Source organism: Tistlia consotensis USBA 355 (genome assembly GCF_900177295.1).
Classification (GTDB): domain Bacteria; phylum Pseudomonadota; class Alphaproteobacteria; order Kiloniellales; family DSM-21159; genus Tistlia; species Tistlia consotensis.
On record NZ_FWZX01000008.1, the window covers coordinates 82039 to 97498 of the forward strand.

11 protein-coding genes and 3 tRNA genes are annotated in these 15460 nt (G+C 70.6%); 13 read left to right on the forward strand and 1 reads right to left on the reverse strand.

Features of this window, described 5'->3' with window-relative positions; all coding sequences use genetic code 11:
- Positions 1-10 precede the first annotated feature (10 nt).
- Complete coding sequence (locus B9O00_RS12295; RefSeq protein WP_085122979.1) at positions 11-1192, reverse strand: pyridoxal phosphate-dependent aminotransferase; 1182 nt, start codon at positions 1190-1192, stop codon at positions 11-13.
- Between the two features lie 194 nt (positions 1193-1386).
- Here B9O00_RS12295 and B9O00_RS12300 point away from each other — a divergent pair.
- The 13 genes from B9O00_RS12300 to B9O00_RS12360 all read left to right on the forward strand — a co-directional run bounded on the left by B9O00_RS12300 (position 1387) and on the right by B9O00_RS12360 (position 15395).
- Positions 1387-1463, forward strand: a tRNA-His gene (locus tag B9O00_RS12300).
- Positions 1464-1589: 126 nt separating this feature from the next.
- Positions 1590-3038, forward strand: coding sequence for an SPOR domain-containing protein (locus tag B9O00_RS12305; RefSeq protein WP_085122980.1), 1449 nt, complete (start codon positions 1590-1592; stop codon positions 3036-3038).
- Positions 3039-3138: 100 nt separating this feature from the next.
- Positions 3139-4635, forward strand: coding sequence for an NAD(P)H-hydrate dehydratase (locus B9O00_RS12310; RefSeq protein WP_322111193.1), 1497 nt, complete (start codon positions 3139-3141; stop codon positions 4633-4635).
- An 84-nt stretch (positions 4636-4719) separates the two neighbouring features.
- The gene (locus B9O00_RS12315; protein WP_085122982.1) at positions 4720-4983 is read left to right on the forward strand and encodes a hypothetical protein; all 264 of its coding nucleotides are present in this window, start codon (positions 4720-4722) and stop codon (positions 4981-4983) included.
- 168 nt (positions 4984-5151) lie between these two features.
- Positions 5152-5439 carry a hypothetical protein gene (locus B9O00_RS12320; protein ID WP_143596214.1) on the forward strand — a complete coding sequence of 96 codons (288 nt, stop codon included), beginning with the start codon at positions 5152-5154 and terminating at the stop codon, positions 5437-5439.
- A 171-nt stretch (positions 5440-5610) separates the two neighbouring features.
- Positions 5611-8040, forward strand: coding sequence for a thiamine pyrophosphate-binding protein (locus B9O00_RS12325; RefSeq protein ID WP_085122984.1), 2430 nt, complete (start codon positions 5611-5613; stop codon positions 8038-8040).
- Positions 8041-8207: 167 nt separating this feature from the next.
- Positions 8208-8293, forward strand: a tRNA-Leu gene (locus tag B9O00_RS12330).
- 177 nt (positions 8294-8470) lie between these two features.
- A complete protein-coding gene (tig, locus tag B9O00_RS12335) occupies positions 8471-9928 on the forward strand; it encodes a trigger factor (RefSeq protein WP_085122985.1) in 1458 nt (485 codons plus the stop codon).
- Positions 9929-10025: 97 nt separating this feature from the next.
- Positions 10026-10694 (forward strand): ATP-dependent Clp endopeptidase proteolytic subunit ClpP, encoded by a 669-nt coding sequence (gene clpP / locus B9O00_RS12340; RefSeq protein ID WP_085122986.1) that lies wholly within the window; start codon positions 10026-10028, stop codon positions 10692-10694.
- A 223-nt stretch (positions 10695-10917) separates the two neighbouring features.
- A complete protein-coding gene (clpX, locus tag B9O00_RS12345; RefSeq protein WP_085122987.1) occupies positions 10918-12183 on the forward strand; it encodes an ATP-dependent Clp protease ATP-binding subunit ClpX in 1266 nt (421 codons plus the stop codon).
- A gap of 201 nt (positions 12184-12384) precedes the next feature.
- Positions 12385-14796 (forward strand): endopeptidase La, encoded by a 2412-nt coding sequence (gene lon / locus B9O00_RS12350; protein WP_085122988.1) that lies wholly within the window; start codon positions 12385-12387, stop codon positions 14794-14796.
- A gap of 180 nt (positions 14797-14976) precedes the next feature.
- Positions 14977-15249 (forward strand): HU family DNA-binding protein, encoded by a 273-nt coding sequence (locus B9O00_RS12355; RefSeq protein ID WP_085122989.1) that lies wholly within the window; start codon positions 14977-14979, stop codon positions 15247-15249.
- 70 nt (positions 15250-15319) lie between these two features.
- Positions 15320-15395: transfer RNA gene (locus B9O00_RS12360), tRNA-Val, on the forward strand.
- Positions 15396-15460: the final 65 nt, after the last annotated feature.

Genomic DNA, 15460 nt, shown 5'->3' on the forward strand with positions numbered 1-15460 from the left:
GCTTGTGCGCTCATGCCGCCCGGCGCTCCTGCAGCCAGCGCTCGATGCGCTGCAGCGCTTCCAGGATGTTGTCGAGCGAGTTCGCGTAGGACAGGCGCAGGTAGCCCTCGCCGTAGACCCCGAAGGAGGTGCCGGCGATGGTCGCGACCCCGGCCTCCTCGAGCAGCGCCGTCTCCAGGCGCTTGGCGGCGAGGCCGGTGCCCGAGATGTTCGGGAAGGCGTAGAAGGCGCCGCCCGGCTCGACGCAGCTGATGCCGTCGATGGCGTTGAGGCCGCGGACGACCGCGCGGCGCCGCTCGTCGAAGGCCGCGACCATCCGCTCGACCGAATCCTGCGGCCCGGTCAGGGCGGCGAGGCCGGCCCACTGGGTCGCGGCGTTGACGCAGGAATGGCAGTTGACCGCCAGGCGCACGGCGCTCTCGACCAGCGCCTTGGGCCAGTAGGCGTAGCCGATGCGCCAGCCGGTCATCGCGTAGGTCTTGCTCCAGCCGTCGAGCAGGATCAGCCGGTCGTCGAGCTCGGGATAGGCCATCAGGCTGGCGTGCTCGCGGCCGTCGTAGAGGATCCGGCTGTAGATCTCGTCGGACAGGATCGCGACCTCGGGCCAGGCGGCGAGGCCGGCGACCAGGCGCTCGACCTCGGCCTTGCCGGTGACGCCGCCGGTCGGGTTGGCCGGGCTGTTGAGGATGATCAGCCGGGTCCGCTCGGCGATCCGCGACAGCACGTCCTCGGCCGAGAAGCCGAAGCCGTTCTCCTCCTTGAGCGGCAGCGGCACCGCCTTGGCGCCGGTGAACTCGATCGCCGAGCGGTAGATCGGGAAGCCGGGGTCGGGATAGAGGATCTCGGCACCCGGCTCGCCGAAGGCCAGGATCGCGAAGAACATGGTCGGCTTGCCGCCCGGCTCGATCAGCACCCGGCCGGGATCGAGCGGCCGGCCGGCGCGCTTCTCCAGCTCGGCCGCGACCGCCTCGCGCAGCGGCGTGACGCCGGCCGCCGGCGTATAGCCGTGGTGGCCGTCGCGCAGCGCCTTGATGCCGGCCTCGACGATGTGCTCCGGGGTCGGGAAGTCGGGCTGGCCGATGCCGAGATTGACGATGGAGCGGCCGCGCTCGGCCAGGGCCTGGGCGCGGGCCAGCACCTCGAAGGCGGATTCCGTGCCGAGGCGGCCGAGGGCGGCGACGGGGTGGAGCATGTCGGCGGGCTCTCCGAAGGGTCGCGAAACGGGAGCGCCAACCTAGGACCGGCGATGCCCCCAGGTCCAGTGTCCCGCAGGTGCGGCCGACCGCCGGCCGGAGGCGCAGCGCGATGCTTGACGGCTCCGGTCTCGCGGAGTAGACACCCGCTCCCGGCCGTTGGCCCGCCTTCGCGCGCGTGCCGACGCCGATGGTGGCTGTAGCTCAGTCGGTTAGAGCACCAGATTGTGGATCTGGGGGTCGTGGGTTCAAGTCCCATCAGCCACCCCATCGCTCTCCTCCTGTGAGACCCGGAAAAACGGCCGCGTGCGGCCGCGCTCGCGCTTGTTCCGGCTCGCCGCGGCCGTCTATCCTGACCGGCGTCGCGGCAGCCGCCACGCGTCGGCCCGGGGAAGCATGCGTCGTTCCGTTCCGTTCCTTCCGCTGCTCTGCCTGCTCGTCCTGCTCGCGCGACCCGCCTGGGCCGAGAGCTACGAGGACGGCGTGAAGGCGCTCGACGCCGGCAAGCCGAACGAGGCGCTGGCGATCTGGACGGCCCTGGCGGGCAAGGGCGACGCCTCGGCCAAGTACGGCCTCGGCCGGCTCTACGAGGTCGGCGGCCACGGCTTCACGCCCGACAAGGCCAGGGCCGCCGACTGGTACCGCCAGGCCGCCGACGCCGGCGTGATCGCCGCCCAGAACAATCTGGCCCTGCTCTACGCCAAGGGCGAGGGTGTGCCGCGCGACCTGGCGATGGCCGCCAAGCTGTGGGAGCAGGCCGCCGTGCGCGGCCATCCGACCGCCCAGTACAACCTCGGCCTGCTCCACCTGCGCGGCGAGGGGGTCGAGCGCGACGACGCCCAGGGGGCGGCCTGGATCCACAAGGCCGCCGAGGCCGGCGTGCCGGCCGCCCAGTTCGTGATGGGCGACCTCCGGCGCTACGGCATCGGCGTCGCCCAGGATCCGGGGCTGGCGCTCGACTGGTACGAACGCGCCGCGGCGGGCGGCTACGCGCCGGCGCGGCGCGAGGCGGAGCGCCTGCAGGCCGGCGGCGTGCTGGCGAAGCGCGGGCCGCCCGCCGAGACGGCGGCGGTCCCGATGCCGGCTGCGAAGGTGCCGGCGGGCAAGCCGCCCGCACGGCCTCCTGCGCCGCCGGCGGCCAAGCCGGGCGGTGCCGGGATCGCCGCCGCACCGCCCGCGGCGGTGCCGCCGGCGCACGCCGGCAAGCCGGCCGCGGCCCGGCTGCACGACGCCGGGCCGGCGCCGTCGCCCTCGCCGCCGTCGCCGCAGCTGCCGGCCCTGGCCGAGAACGACGGGCCGCTGACGAGCGAGGAGCTGTTCTTCCAGCGGACGGACGGCGCCGGAGCGGCGCCGCCGCCGGCGAGCGACGAGGCCCGCCCGCCCGGGACCCAGGCCGACGCAGCCCGGGCCGCTGCTGCCGGGACCGACGCTGCCGGGGCCGTGACCGCCGAATCCCCGGCAGCGCCCGAGCCCGGGCCGCTGCCCAGCCCGCCGAAGCCGGCAGACCTGCAGGTCGTCACGGCCGAACCGGTCGCCGCCGCGCCGCCCGAGGCGCCGCCGCCCGCTGCGCCTGCTCCGGCACCGCTCTCCGGCCGCTTCGCGCTGTGGCTCGGCACGGCCGGCAGCGAGGCGGCGGCCGACCGGCTGGGCCGGGCGGTCGCCGAGCGGCATCGCGATGCGCTGGGCACGCTCGCCGTGACGGTGCGCCGGGTCGAGGTCGCCGGCCTGGGCGCGGTCTATCGGGTCTTCGCCGGCGACTGGGCCGAGCGCGCCGAGGCCGAGCGCGCCTGCGACCGGCTGCGCGTCGCCGAGCCCGCCACCTTCTGCGCGGCTGTCGCCTACTGAGGCCGCGTCCTGGAGTCGCCGCGGCCGATCGGGCGAGACCGCTCCCGGCCGCAGACGGATGAGCGCCGGATGGGAGAGCCGTGATGCCGGAGACGAGGCCGTGATCGAGGAGGCGAAGGGGGCGGCGCCGGTCGCGCCGGAGGCGCTGCTGCTGTCGGTCGCCGAGATGGCGGCGGCCGACCGGGCGGCGATGGCGCGCGGCGTCGCCGGCACCGAGCTGATGGAGCAGGCGGGCAGGGCGGTCGAGCTGGCGATCCGCGCGCGCTGGTCGGCGCGTCCGACCCTGGTGCTCTGCGGCCCCGGCAACAACGGCGGCGACGGCTTCGTGGCTGCGCGGCGGCTCCAGGCGGCCGGCTGGCCGGTGCGCCTGGCGCTGCTCGGCACGGGCGACGGCCTGACGGGCGATGCCGCGCACCATGCCGCGCTCTGGGAGGGGCCGGTCGAAGCGCTGGCACCGGCCGGCCTGGCGGGAGCCGAGCTGATCGTCGACGCACTGTTCGGCGCCGGCCTGTCGCGCCCCCTCGAGGGCGCGGCGGCCGCGACGGTCGAGGCGGCCAACGCGGCGGCGGTGCCGCTTGTCGCCGTGGACGTGCCGAGCGGGCTCAGCGGCGACACCGGGGCGCCGCTCGGTCCGCTGGCCGCCGAGGCGGCGCTCACCGTCACCTTCTTCCGCAAGAAGCCCGGGCACCTGCTCTACCCGGGCCGGCGCCTCTGCGGCGAGATCCGGCTCGCCGACATCGGCATTCCGGACTCGGTGCTGCCCGAGCTCGCCCTGAAGGCCTGGCAGAACGGGCCGGCGCTCTGGCGGTCTGCCTTCCCGCGCCGGCGGCCGGAGAGCCACAAGTACGACTACGGGCACGCCGTCGTCGCCGGCGGGCCGATGACCGGGGCCGCGCGGCTGGCCGCCCTCGCGGCGCTGCGCGTCGGCGCGGGGCTGGTCTCGATCGCCGCCCGGCCCGAGGACCGGGTGATCTACGCCCTGGCCTCGCCCAGCCTGATCGTGCGCGACTGCGCCGAACCCGCGGCCTGGGAAGCGCTGATCGAGGACGAGCGCCTCAACGCCCTGGTCGTCGGGCCGGGCCTCGGGCGCGGCGACACGGCCTGGCAGCTGGCCCATGCGGCCCTGGCCACCGGTCGCGCCACCGTGCTCGACGCCGACGCCGTCACCGCCGCCGAGGGACGCGGCCACGCCCTGTTCCGCGCCGTGCGCGGGCCGGTCGTGCTGACGCCGCACGACGGCGAGTTCCGGCGCCTCTTCCCCGACCTCGAGGGCGATCGCCTGGTCCGGGCGCGCCGCGCCGCCGAGCGCTCGGGCTGCGTCGTGCTGCTGAAGGGCGCGGACGGCGTCGTCGCGGCGCCCGACGGCCGTGCCGCGATCACCGTCAATGCGCCGCCGGCCCTGGCGACGGCCGGCACTGGCGACGTGCTGGCCGGCACGATCGGCGGACTCCTGGCCCAGGGCATGCCGGCCTTCGAGGCCGCCGCCGCGGGCGCCTGGCTGCAGGGCGAGGCCGCGGCCCTGGCCGGTGCCGGGATGATTTCCCAGGATCTTCCGGAAAGAATCTCGCAAGTGCTTCGCGGAGCGGCATTTTCTTAACTAAAACGCAACAGTTGTAGGAGCAAATTCTATCGTGCCGATGGTTTCTGTCGGCCTCGTTCATGTGCGTAAGGAGCGAAAGCCGTGAGCGTAATCGAGAGGCTTGCCACACCCTGGCAGCGCCGCCGCGTCGAAGTCCGCGAAGGCCTGGTCTTCCGCGCGCGGGTCCAGAACGGGATGCTGGAGACCGCGCGGGTCCTTGCCGTCGTCGCTGATCCGATGGGCATCAGCCACGTCAGCTACGAGCTGACCATCGAGCGCAGCGAGGCGCTGCGCTACGACTACCGGCGTACCCTGAACCTCGAGAGCTTCATCGACCGCTACCAGGAACCGGTCGGAGCGGCCTGACCGGCGACCGGTCGCAGGGCACGATCGCCGAGCCCGACGACGTCCCCCCGAAATTTGATTCGCCATATTTCGTTCACATTTGAAATTAAGTTGAATCTCCGCCATCCAGGGCGTATCCCTTGACCGTCACTTAAGGCCTGTGGGGGTGCCTTGGGGATGGTCATCACCTTGAAAAGCAAGGCCGATTCGGCGAGCCCGCGGCGCGAGCGCAGCAACCTGATCTTCAGGCGCGGCGGCAAGCTGGAATACATCCGCTCCGGCGACACCTTCCGGCACAAGAACGGCGGGCCGGTCGAAGAGCTCGCCCGAATCATCTCGATCTACGCCGACAGCAACAACATCCCGCACGTCCGCTTCGAGCTGTCGCTGCGGCGCAACGAGCTGGGCGTGCCGGGCGGGCCGCGGATCCTGGCCCTGAACTCCTTCCGGGAGCGCTTCCGCGAGCGGGTGCGCTGAGCGGTCCCCCGGCGGAGCTGCCCGGGCCCGAGCCGACGACACCTCTGCCCTCGAGACCTTCGCGCGCCGCACGGCCGCCCTGTGCCGCCGTCCGCCAGCGCGGCTTTGCGCAGGGGCGCGCCGCGCGCCTATAAAGGCGGCTCCTGGGATCACGGGCTGGAGGATGGCCGGATGAGCACGGCGAGGGCGACGCGGGCCGAGGCGGCCGAGACCGCGCGCAGGCATCGACTGCGCTGCCTCGAGGAACTGCAGCGCAAGGTGCTCTGGCTGTCGAGCTGGACGATCCACAACGCCAACCACCTGCGGCCCAGCCGCGACGGCCTCAAGGTCGGCGGCCACCAGGCCTCCTCGGCCTCGCTGGCGACGCTGATGACCGCGCTCTATTTCCACGTCCTCAGGCCGGAGGACCGGGTCGCGGTCAAGCCGCACGCCAGCCCGGTGTTCCACGCCATCCAGTACCTGCTGGGCAACCAGAGCCGCGACAAGCTGGAGGGCTTCCGCGCCCTCGGCGGCGCCCAGTCCTATCCCTCGCGCACCAAGGACGCCGACGACGTCGACTTCTCGACCGGCTCGGTCGGCCTCGGCGTCGCCATGACCTCCTTCGCCAGCCTGGTGCAGGACTACGTCGAGCTGAAGGGCCTGCTGCCCGAAGGCCGGCGGCCGGGCCGCATGGTCGCGCTGGTCGGCGACGCCGAGCTCGACGAGGGCAACGTCTACGAGGCGCTGCTCGAGGGCTGGAAGCACGACCTGCGCAACGTCTGGTGGGTCATCGACTACAACCGCCAGAGCCTCGATTCGGTGGTCACCGACCGCCTGTTTGGCCAGATCGACAAGCTGTTCGACTCCATGGGCTGGCGCGTCGTCGCGCTGAAGTACGGCAAGAAGCTGCAGGCCGCCTTCGCCGAGCCGGGCGGCGAGGCGCTGCGGCGCTGGATCGACGACTGCCCGAACTCGCTCTACTCGGCCCTGGTGTTCTCCGGCGCCGCCGCCTGGCGCCGCCACCTGCTGGCCGACCTCGGCGGGGAGCCGGGCATCCGCGCGCTGCTCGAGCGCACCGGCGATGCCGAGCTCGAAGCGCTGATGACCAATCTCGCCGGCCACGACCTGGAGGCGGTGCTGGAGGCCTTCGAGTCGATCGACGACGACCGGCCGACCTGCTTCATCGCCTATACGATCAAGGGCTTCGGCCTGCCGTTCGCCGGCCACAAGGACAACCACGCCGGCCTGATGAACGTCGAGCAGATGGCCGAGTTCAGGCGCCGCAACCGGATCGGCGACGGCGAGGAGTGGGAGCCCTTCACCGGCCTCGACCTGCCGGCCGAGGAGCTGCGCGCCTTCCTGGACAGCGTGCCCTTCAACGCCGAGGGCCGGCGTCGCCACAAGGCCGAGCCGGTGCCGCTGCCGGCCGACTTCCCGGTGCCCGCCGGCGGGACGATGTCGACCCAGGAGGGCTTCGGCAAGATCCTGGCCGAGCTGGCGCGCGAGGACACGCCGCTGGCGAGCCGGCTGGTCACGACCTCGCCGGACGTGACGGTCTCGACCAACCTCGGCGGCTGGGTCAACCGCCGCGGCATCTTCGACCGCCGGCCGCGCGAGGACGTGTTCCGCGAAGAGAAGGTGGTCTCGGCGCAGCGCTGGTCGATGTCGCCGGACGGCCAGCACATCGAGCTCGGCATCGCCGAGAACAACCTCTTCACCCTGCTGGCGGCGCTCGGCCTCGGCCACACGCTGTTCGGCACGCGGCTGCTGCCGATCGGCACGCTCTACGATCCCTTCATCCAGCGCGGCCTCGATGCCCTGAACTACGCCTGCTACCAGGACGCCCGCTTCATCGTCGTGGCGACCCCCTCGGGCATCACGCTGGCGCCGGAGGGCGGCGCCCACCAGTCGATCGCGACGCCGCTGATCGGCATGGCCCAGGACGGCCTGGCCTCCTTCGAGCCGGCCTACGTCGACGAGCTGGCGGCGATCCTGCGCTGGTCCTTCGACTACCTGCAGCGCGACGAGGCCCATCCCGGCCACGACGCGCTGCCGGGCACGGACTGGCTGCGCGACTCCAAGGGCGGCTCGGTCTACCTGCGGCTCTCGACCCTGCCGCTGGCCCAGCCGCAGCGCAGCCTCGACGCCGAGCTCTCGGCGCGGATCATCACCGGCGGCTACTGGCTGAAGCCGCCGGCCGAGGGCTGCGAGCTGGCCATCGTCTACAGCGGCGCGGTCGCCGGCCAGGCGCTGGACGCCTGGGAGCAGCTGGCCGAGGAGCTGCCCGGCGCCGGCCTGCTGGCGGTGACCTCGGCGGACCGGCTCAACGCCGAGTGGTCGGCCTCGCTGCAGGCGCGCCAGCAGGGCCACCCGCGCGCCGAGAGCCACGTCGAGCAGCTGCTGGCGCCGCTCGCCGCGGACGCCGTCCTGGTCACGGTGCTCGACGGCCATCCGGCGACGCTCGGCTGGCTGGGCAGCGTGCGCGGCCACCGCGTCCAGGCGCTCGGCGTCGAGCACTTCGGCCAGTCCGGCGACGTCCCCGACCTGCACCGGCACTACAGGATCGACGCCGAGGCGATCCTCGACGCCTGCGCGGCCGGGCTGGTGGCGCGCTGCCGCTGACGCCGCCGGGGCGGGCAGGGGGACGCGACCGCGGACGCCGCTGGGCGAGCCGCCGCGGAAGCGGCGGTCCCGCTGCCTTTGACGGCCGGATTTCCTATGCTATAGACCGCGGCTCGCACCGGACGGGAGGCGTCGAGGCGTCTCGCGGCTCCGGGGCTGCGCCGCGGGCGGGCGTGGCGGAACTGGTAGACGCGCAGGATTTAGGTTCCTGTGACCTCGTGTCGTGGGGGTTCAAGTCCCTCCGCCCGCACCACGGCACCGGGTTCCGGGGGCACCGGATTCCGGGCCAGCGATCCGGGGTGCCGGGTCGGCCGGCGGGCGAGCGGCGGCCCGACGGCGGACCGGACGCCTGCGCCGACGACCGAAGGCCGGTGCGAGTGCCGACCCACTGACTACAGCCGACAGCCGAGACGAAAGGGCAAGCGTCCCCATGCAGGTTAACGAGACCCTCAACGAGGGCCTGAAGCGCGAATTCACCGTGACCCTCGCCGCCGCCGAGATCGAGGACAAGGTCCAGGCGCGCCTGGCCGAGGTCGCCAAGACCGCTCAGATCCCGGGCTTCCGGCCCGGCAAGGTGCCGAGCTCCGTGCTCAAGCAGCGCTACGGCGACGCCGTGCTCGGCGAGGTGCTGCAGCAGGCGGTCAACGACGCCTCGCAGCAGGCCATCAACGAGCGCGGCCTGACCCCGGCGATGCAGCCGCAGATCGAGGTCACCAAGTTCGAGAAGGGCGAGGACCTCGAGTACAAGCTCACGGTCGAGCTGATGCCCGAGATCGCGCCGATGGACTTCTCGACCCTCGAGCTCGAGCGGGTCAAGGTCGAGGTCCCGGCCGAGGAGGTCGACAAGGCGCTGGAGCGCCTGGCCGAGAACCAGCGCACCACCAAGCCGCTGGAGAGCGAGCGGCCGGCGGAGAGCGGCGACGTCCTGGTGATCGACTTCAAGGGCACGGTCGGCGGCGTGGCCTTCCCGGGCATGGAGGGCCAGGACCACCACCTGCAGCTCGGCTCCAACCAGTTCATCGCCGGCTTCGAGGACCAGCTGATCGGCGCCGGCAAGGGCGACGAGCGGACCGTGACCGTGACCTTCCCCGAGGGCTATGCGAACGACGAGCTGTCCGGCAAGGAAGCCGTCTTCGAGGTCACGGTGAAGGACATCCTGGCGACCGAGTCGACGCCGATCGACGACGAGATGGCGAAGAACTACGGCGCCGAGAACCTCGAGGACCTGCGCAAGAAGGTCGCGGAGCAGCTCGGCCAGGAGTTCGAGGGCATCGCCCGCTCCAAGGTCAAGCGCGAGCTGCTCGACAAGCTGGCCGAGGGCCACGACTTCCCGGTGCCGCCGGGCATGGTCGAGCAGGAGTTCGAGGCGATCTGGCGCCAGATCGAGGCGGACCGCGAGGCCGGGCGCAGCGACCCCGACGACGAGGGCAAGGACGAGGAGACCCTGAAGCAGGAGTACCGCACGATCGCCGAGCGGCGCGTGCGCCTCGGCCTGCTGCTCTCCGACGTCGGCCAGAAGAACGGCATCGAGGTCACCCAGGACGAGCTCAACAAGGCGCTGTTCCAGGAAGCCCAGCGCTATCCCGGCCGCGAGCGCGAGGTCATCGAGTTCTTCCAGAAGAACCCCGAGGCGATCGGCAACCTGCGCGGGCCGGTGTTCGAGGACAAGACCATCGACTTCATCCTGGCGCTGGCCAAGGTCGCCGAGCGCAAGCTGACGCCCGACGAGCTGCAGAAGGAGCTCGAGGCCGAGGCCGGCGACGAGTCGGCCTCGGAGGGCGGCGAGAAGGCCGAGGGCAAGGCCAAGAAGGCGCCGGCCAAGGCCAAGAGCAAGGCCAAGCCGAAGGCCGCCAAGGCCGGGGACGCCGACGAGTCCTCGGAGGCTTGAGCGGAGCCCCGCGACGGCCTAGCTAGAAGGAAGAGCTTCCGGCCCGGACGACCGTCCGGGCCGTCCAGCGAACCAAACGGGGCAGACAAGGGCGAGCATGAGCCACGACATCCAGATGAACACGCTCGTGCCGATGGTGGTCGAGCAGACCAACCGCGGCGAGCGTGCCTACGACATCTACTCCCGGCTCCTGAAGGAAAGGATCATCTTCCTGACCGGGCCGATCAACGACCACGTGGCCAGCCTGATCTGCGCCCAGCTGCTGTTCCTGGAATCGGACAATCCGAACAAGGACATCGCCTTCTACATCAACTCGCCGGGCGGCTCGGTCTCGGCCGGCCTCGCGATCTACGACACGATGCAGTACATCAAGCCGGACGTCTCGACCGTCTGCGTCGGTCTCGCCGCCTCGGCCGGCTCGCTGCTGCTGATGGCCGGCGCCAAGGGCAAGCGCTACTCGCTGCCCAACGCCAAGATCATGACCCACCAGCCGTCCGGCGGCTTCCAGGGCCAGGCGACCGATATCGAGATCCACGCCCGCGAGATCCTGGCGGTGCGCGCGCGGCTCAACGAGCTCTATGCCGAGCACACCGGCCGCACGATCGCCGACGTCGAGGGCATCATGGAGCGCGACCGCTTCATGAGCGCCGGCGAGGCCAAGGATTTCGGCCTGATCGACGAGGTCGTGGCGAAGCGCCCGAAGGGCCTCGGCGAGGCCGGGGAGGCCGATGCCAAGGACGGCGGCGGCGAGAAGACGTCATCCTAGGGCAGGGCGCCTGCGGCCGGACCGGCCGTCCCCGGCGGGCAGGAATGCGCGCGCCTGGGGATGAAAACCGGCGATTTAAGCCTTTATTGAATGTTGAAGGGCAAGACTTCCGGGCTTGCACGTTCCGGCGACGGGACGTCGCAAGCAGGATTTTTTGCCGTTGTGTGGCACGGCGGCGCCTGTCTAACATGACGTCGCTAGTAAGGGTGCGAGACGAACGGTCATGACGAAACCCGGCGGCAGCGACTCCAAGAACACGCTGTACTGCTCCTTCTGCGGCAAGAGCCAGCACGAGGTGCGGAAGCTCATCGCGGGCCCGACCGTGTTCATCTGCGATGAATGCGTCGAGCTCTGCATGGACATCATCCGTGAGGAGCATAAGACGACGCTCGTCAAGTCGCGCGACGGGGTGCCGACGCCCCGCGACATCTGCGCGGTCCTCGACGACTACGTCATCGGCCAGAGCCATGCGAAGCGGGTGCTCTCTGTTGCCGTCCACAACCATTACAAGAGACTCGCGCACGGCGCGAAGCACAACGACGTCGAGCTGGCCAAGTCGAACATCCTGCTGATCGGCCCGACCGGCTGCGGCAAGACGCTGCTGGCCCAGACCCTGGCGCGCATCCTCGACGTGCCCTTCACGATGGCCGACGCGACGACCCTGACCGAGGCCGGCTACGTCGGCGAGGACGTCGAGAACATCATCCTGAAGCTACTGCAGTCGGCCGACTACAACGTCGAGCGCGCGCAGCGCGGCATCGTCTACATCGACGAGGTCGACAAGATCAGCCGCAAGTCCGACAACCCCTCGATCACCCGGGACGTCTCGGGCGAGGGCGTGCAGCAGGCGCTGCTGAAGATCATGGAGGGCACCGTCGCCTCCGTGCCGCCCCAGGGCGGACGCAAGCATCCGCAGCAGGAGTTCCTGCAGGTCGACACGACCAACATCCTGTTCATCTGCGGCGGCGCCTTCGCCGGCCTCGAGAAGATCATCGCCCACCGCGGCAAGGGCTCGGCGATCGGCTTCGGTGCCGACGTGCGCGGGCCCGAGGAGCGCCAGACCGGCGAGATCCTGCGCGAGGTCGAGCCCGAGGACCTGCTGAAGTTCGGGCTGATCCCCGAGTTCGTCGGCCGCCTGCCGGTCGTCGCGACCCTCGAGGACCTGGACGACGCGGCGCTGATCGAGATCCTGACCAAGCCGAAGAACGCCCTTGTCAAGCAGTACCAGCGGCTCTTCGAGATGGAGGACATCAGCCTCGAGCTGACCGAGGACGCCCTCAAGGCGATCGCCGAGAAGGCGATCAAGCGCAAGACCGGCGCGCGCGGCCTGCGCTCGATCATGGAGGGCATCCTGCTCGAGCCGATGTTCGACCTGCCGGGCCTCGACGGGGTCGAGGAGATCGTCATCAACCGCGACGTGGTCGAGGGACGCGGCAAGCCGCTGTTCATCTACTCCGACCGGCGCGGCGACGTCGGTACCAGCGCCTGACGCGCGGCCGCTTCGGGCAGCCGGCCCGGGCTCTGCGGAGCACGGCGCCTCGGCCGGAGGGCGACCGCTCCGGCGATCGGACTTGAAGGGCCGCCCCCCGCGGCCAAGATAGAACATTGTGCGCACGGGGCCGCGCCACGCGGACCGTCGCCTGCCCGGCGCCGCCTATCCCAGGGGCGCGGACAACCCGAAAGAGAAGCAATGCTCGATCTTCCTCAAGGCAATCTCTTCCCGGTCCTGCCGCTGCGGGACATCGTCGTCTTCCCGCACATGATCGTGCCGCTGTTCGTGGGCCGCGAGAAGTCCGTGCGCGCCCTCGAGGACGTCATGAAGGACGACAAGCAGATCCTGCTGGTCACCCAGAAGAACGCCGCGCAGGACGACCCGAATCCCGGCGACATCTATGCCGTCGGCACGGTCGGCACGGTCCTGCAGCTGCTCAAGCTGCCCGACGGCACGGTCAAGGTGCTGGTCGAGGGCGGCCAGCGCGCGCGCATCCAGAAGTTCACGGAGAACCCGGACTTCTTCGAGGCCTATGCCGACCTGGCCGACGACCACGGCACCGAGGAGGGCGAGATCGACGCCCTGGCCCGCACGGTGGTCTCGCAGTTCGAGCAGTACATCAAGCTCAACAAGAAGATCCCGCCCGAGGTGCTGGTCTCGATCAACCAGATCGAGGAGCCGAGCAAGCTCGCCGACACCGTCGCCTCGCACCTGTCGCTGAAGATCCCCGAGAAGCAGGAGCTGCTCGAGACCGTCTCGGTGCCGGAGCGCCTGGAGAAGGTCTACGGCTTCATGGAGGGCGAGATCGGCGTCCTGCAGGTCGAGAAGCGCATCCGCAACCGCGTGAAGCGCCAGATGGAGAAGACCCAGCGGGAGTACTATCTCAACGAGCAGTTGAAGGCGATCCAGAAGGAGCTGGGCGAGACCGAGGACGGCCGCGACGAGGTCGCCGAGATCGAGGAGAAGATCCGCAAGACCAAGCTGTCCAAGGAAGCCCGCGAGAAGGCCAGCGCCGAGGTCAAGAAGCTGCGCTCGATGAGCCCGATGTCGGCCGAGGCGACGGTGGTGCGCAACTACCTCGACTGGCTGCTCTCGATCCCCTGGAAGAAGCGGACCCGCGCGCGCATCGACCTGAAGCTCGCCGAGAAGACCCTGGATGCCGACCACTACGGCCTGGAGAAGGTCAAGGAGCGCATCCTGGAGTACCTCGCGGTGCAGCAGCGCATGCGCAAGGTCAAGGGCCCGATCCTCTGCCTGGTCGGCCCGCCGGGCGTCGGCAAGACCTCGCTGGGCAAGTCGATCGCCAAGTCCACGGGGCGCAACTTCGTGCGCATGAGCCTGGGCGGCGTGCGTGACGAGGCCGAGGTCCGCGGCCACCGGAGGACCTACATCGGCTCGATGCCGGGCAAGGTCATCCAGGGCATGAAGAAGGCCAAGTCGTCGAACCCGCTGTTCCTGCTCGACGAGATCGACAAGCTCGGCGCCGACTGGCGCGGCGACCCCTCCTCGGCGCTGCTCGAGGTGCTCGATCCGGAGCAGAACAACTCCTTCAACGACCACTACCTCGAGGTCGACTACGACCTGTCGGACGTGATGTTCATCACCACGGCGAACACGCTGCGCATGCCGCAGCCGCTGCTCGACCGCATGGAGACGATCCGCATCCCCGGCTACACCGAGGACGAGAAGGTCGAGATCGCCAAGCGCCACCTGCTGCCCAAGCAGGTCAAGGAGCACGGCATGAAGAAGGGCGAGTGGTCGATCTCCGACGACGCCCTGCGCGACGTGATCCGCTACTACACGCGCGAGGCCGGTGTCCGGAACCTCGAGCGCGAGCTGGCCGGGCTGCTGCGCAAGGCGGTCAAGGAAATCGGCATGAGCAAGGCCGACAAGGTCAACCTGACCCGGCGCAACCTGGAGAAGTTCGCCGGCGTGCGCCGCTATCGCTACGGCGAGGCGGAGCAGGAGCCCCAGGTCGGCGTCTCGACGGGCCTGGCCTGGACCGAGGTCGGCGGCGAGCTGCTGTCGATCGAGGCGGTGACCGTGCGCGGCAAGGGCAAGGTCGTGGCGACCGGCAAGCTGGGCGACGTCATGAAGGAGTCGATCCAGGCGGCCGAGTCCTACGTCAAGAGCCGGGCGCTCGAGTACGGCATCAAGCCGACGATCTTCGAGAAGAAGGACATCCACGTCCACGTGCCCGAGGGCGCGACTCCGAAGGACGGCCCCTCGGCCGGCATCGCCATGGTGACGGCGATCGTCTCGACCCTGACCGGCATCCCGGTGCATCCGGACGTCGCGATGACCGGCGAGGTCACGCTGCGCGGCCGGGTCCTGCCGATCGGCGGCCTCAAGGAGAAGCTGCTCGCCGCGCTGCGCGGCAACATCAAGAAGGTCGTGATCCCCGAGGAGAACGAGAAGGACCTCGCCGACGTCCCGGACAACGTCAAGAAGGGGCTGGAGATCATCCCCTGCCGCACGGTCGACGAAGTGCTCCGGCACACCCTGACGGCGGCGCCGACTCCGATCGAGTGGAGCGAGCCGGAGGAGGCCCCCGTCGAGTCCTTGAAAAAGGACAACCAGGGCGACAGGCCGGACGTTCTGACGCACTGATCGCGGGCAGGATCGCGGACAATTCGAGACGCTTTCGAGGGGCCTTCGGGCCCCTCGAATCCCTTGAAAAGTGCGGCTTTGCACATTGACGGGACTCAAAACGCGCGCTTACACTCCAAGCCTCTTCCGCTGGAATGTTCCTAAGACAACGATTTCCCTACAGAGAAGGGGGGTTCAACGGTGAACAAGAACGATCTCGTGGCCACGGTTGCCGATAGCGCCGATCTTTCGAAGGCCGATGCGGCCAAGGCGGTGGACGCCGTATTCGACGCTATCTCCGCGGCTCTCGCGAAGGGTGAGGAGGTCCGGCTGGTTGGCTTCGGGACTTTCGCCGTCGCGACGCGTGCCGCCTCCGAGGGCCGCAACCCGCGGACCGGCGAGAAGATCAAGATCGCCGCGTCGAAGCAGCCGAAGTTCAAGGCCGGCAAGGGCTTGAAGGACGCGGTCAACTAACACCGGCCGCGCCATCGGACGAACCGGCCGGCCGCTCGCGGGATTCTGCGGGCGGCCGGTCGTTTTTTATGGGCGGTTAGCTCAGCTGGTAGAGCGCCTCGTTTACACCGAGGATGTCGGGAGTTCGAGTCTCTCACCGCCCACCACGACGGCGGCGCCCGACCTGCCCTGAGCGGCGCCCGCCGGCAGAGATCCGCGGAGTCGCACGCCC

Excerpts from the sequence above, each read along its gene's own strand:
- B9O00_RS12305 (WP_085122980.1), top strand. The coding sequence starts at position 1,590 with ATGCGTCGTTCCGTTCCGTTCCTTCCGCTGCTCTGCCTGCTCGTCCTG.
- clpX (WP_085122987.1), top strand. The coding sequence starts at position 10,918 with ATGACGAAACCCGGCGGCAGCGACTCCAAGAACACGCTGTACTGCTCC.
- tig (WP_085122985.1), top strand. The coding sequence starts at position 8,471 with ATGCAGGTTAACGAGACCCTCAACGAGGGCCTGAAGCGCGAATTCACC.
- lon (WP_085122988.1), top strand. The coding sequence starts at position 12,385 with ATGCTCGATCTTCCTCAAGGCAATCTCTTCCCGGTCCTGCCGCTGCGG.
- B9O00_RS12325 (WP_085122984.1), top strand. The coding sequence starts at position 5,611 with ATGAGCACGGCGAGGGCGACGCGGGCCGAGGCGGCCGAGACCGCGCGC.
- B9O00_RS12295 (WP_085122979.1), bottom strand. The coding sequence starts at position 1,192 with ATGCTCCACCCCGTCGCCGCCCTCGGCCGCCTCGGCACGGAATCCGCC.
- clpP (WP_085122986.1), top strand. The coding sequence starts at position 10,026 with ATGAGCCACGACATCCAGATGAACACGCTCGTGCCGATGGTGGTCGAG.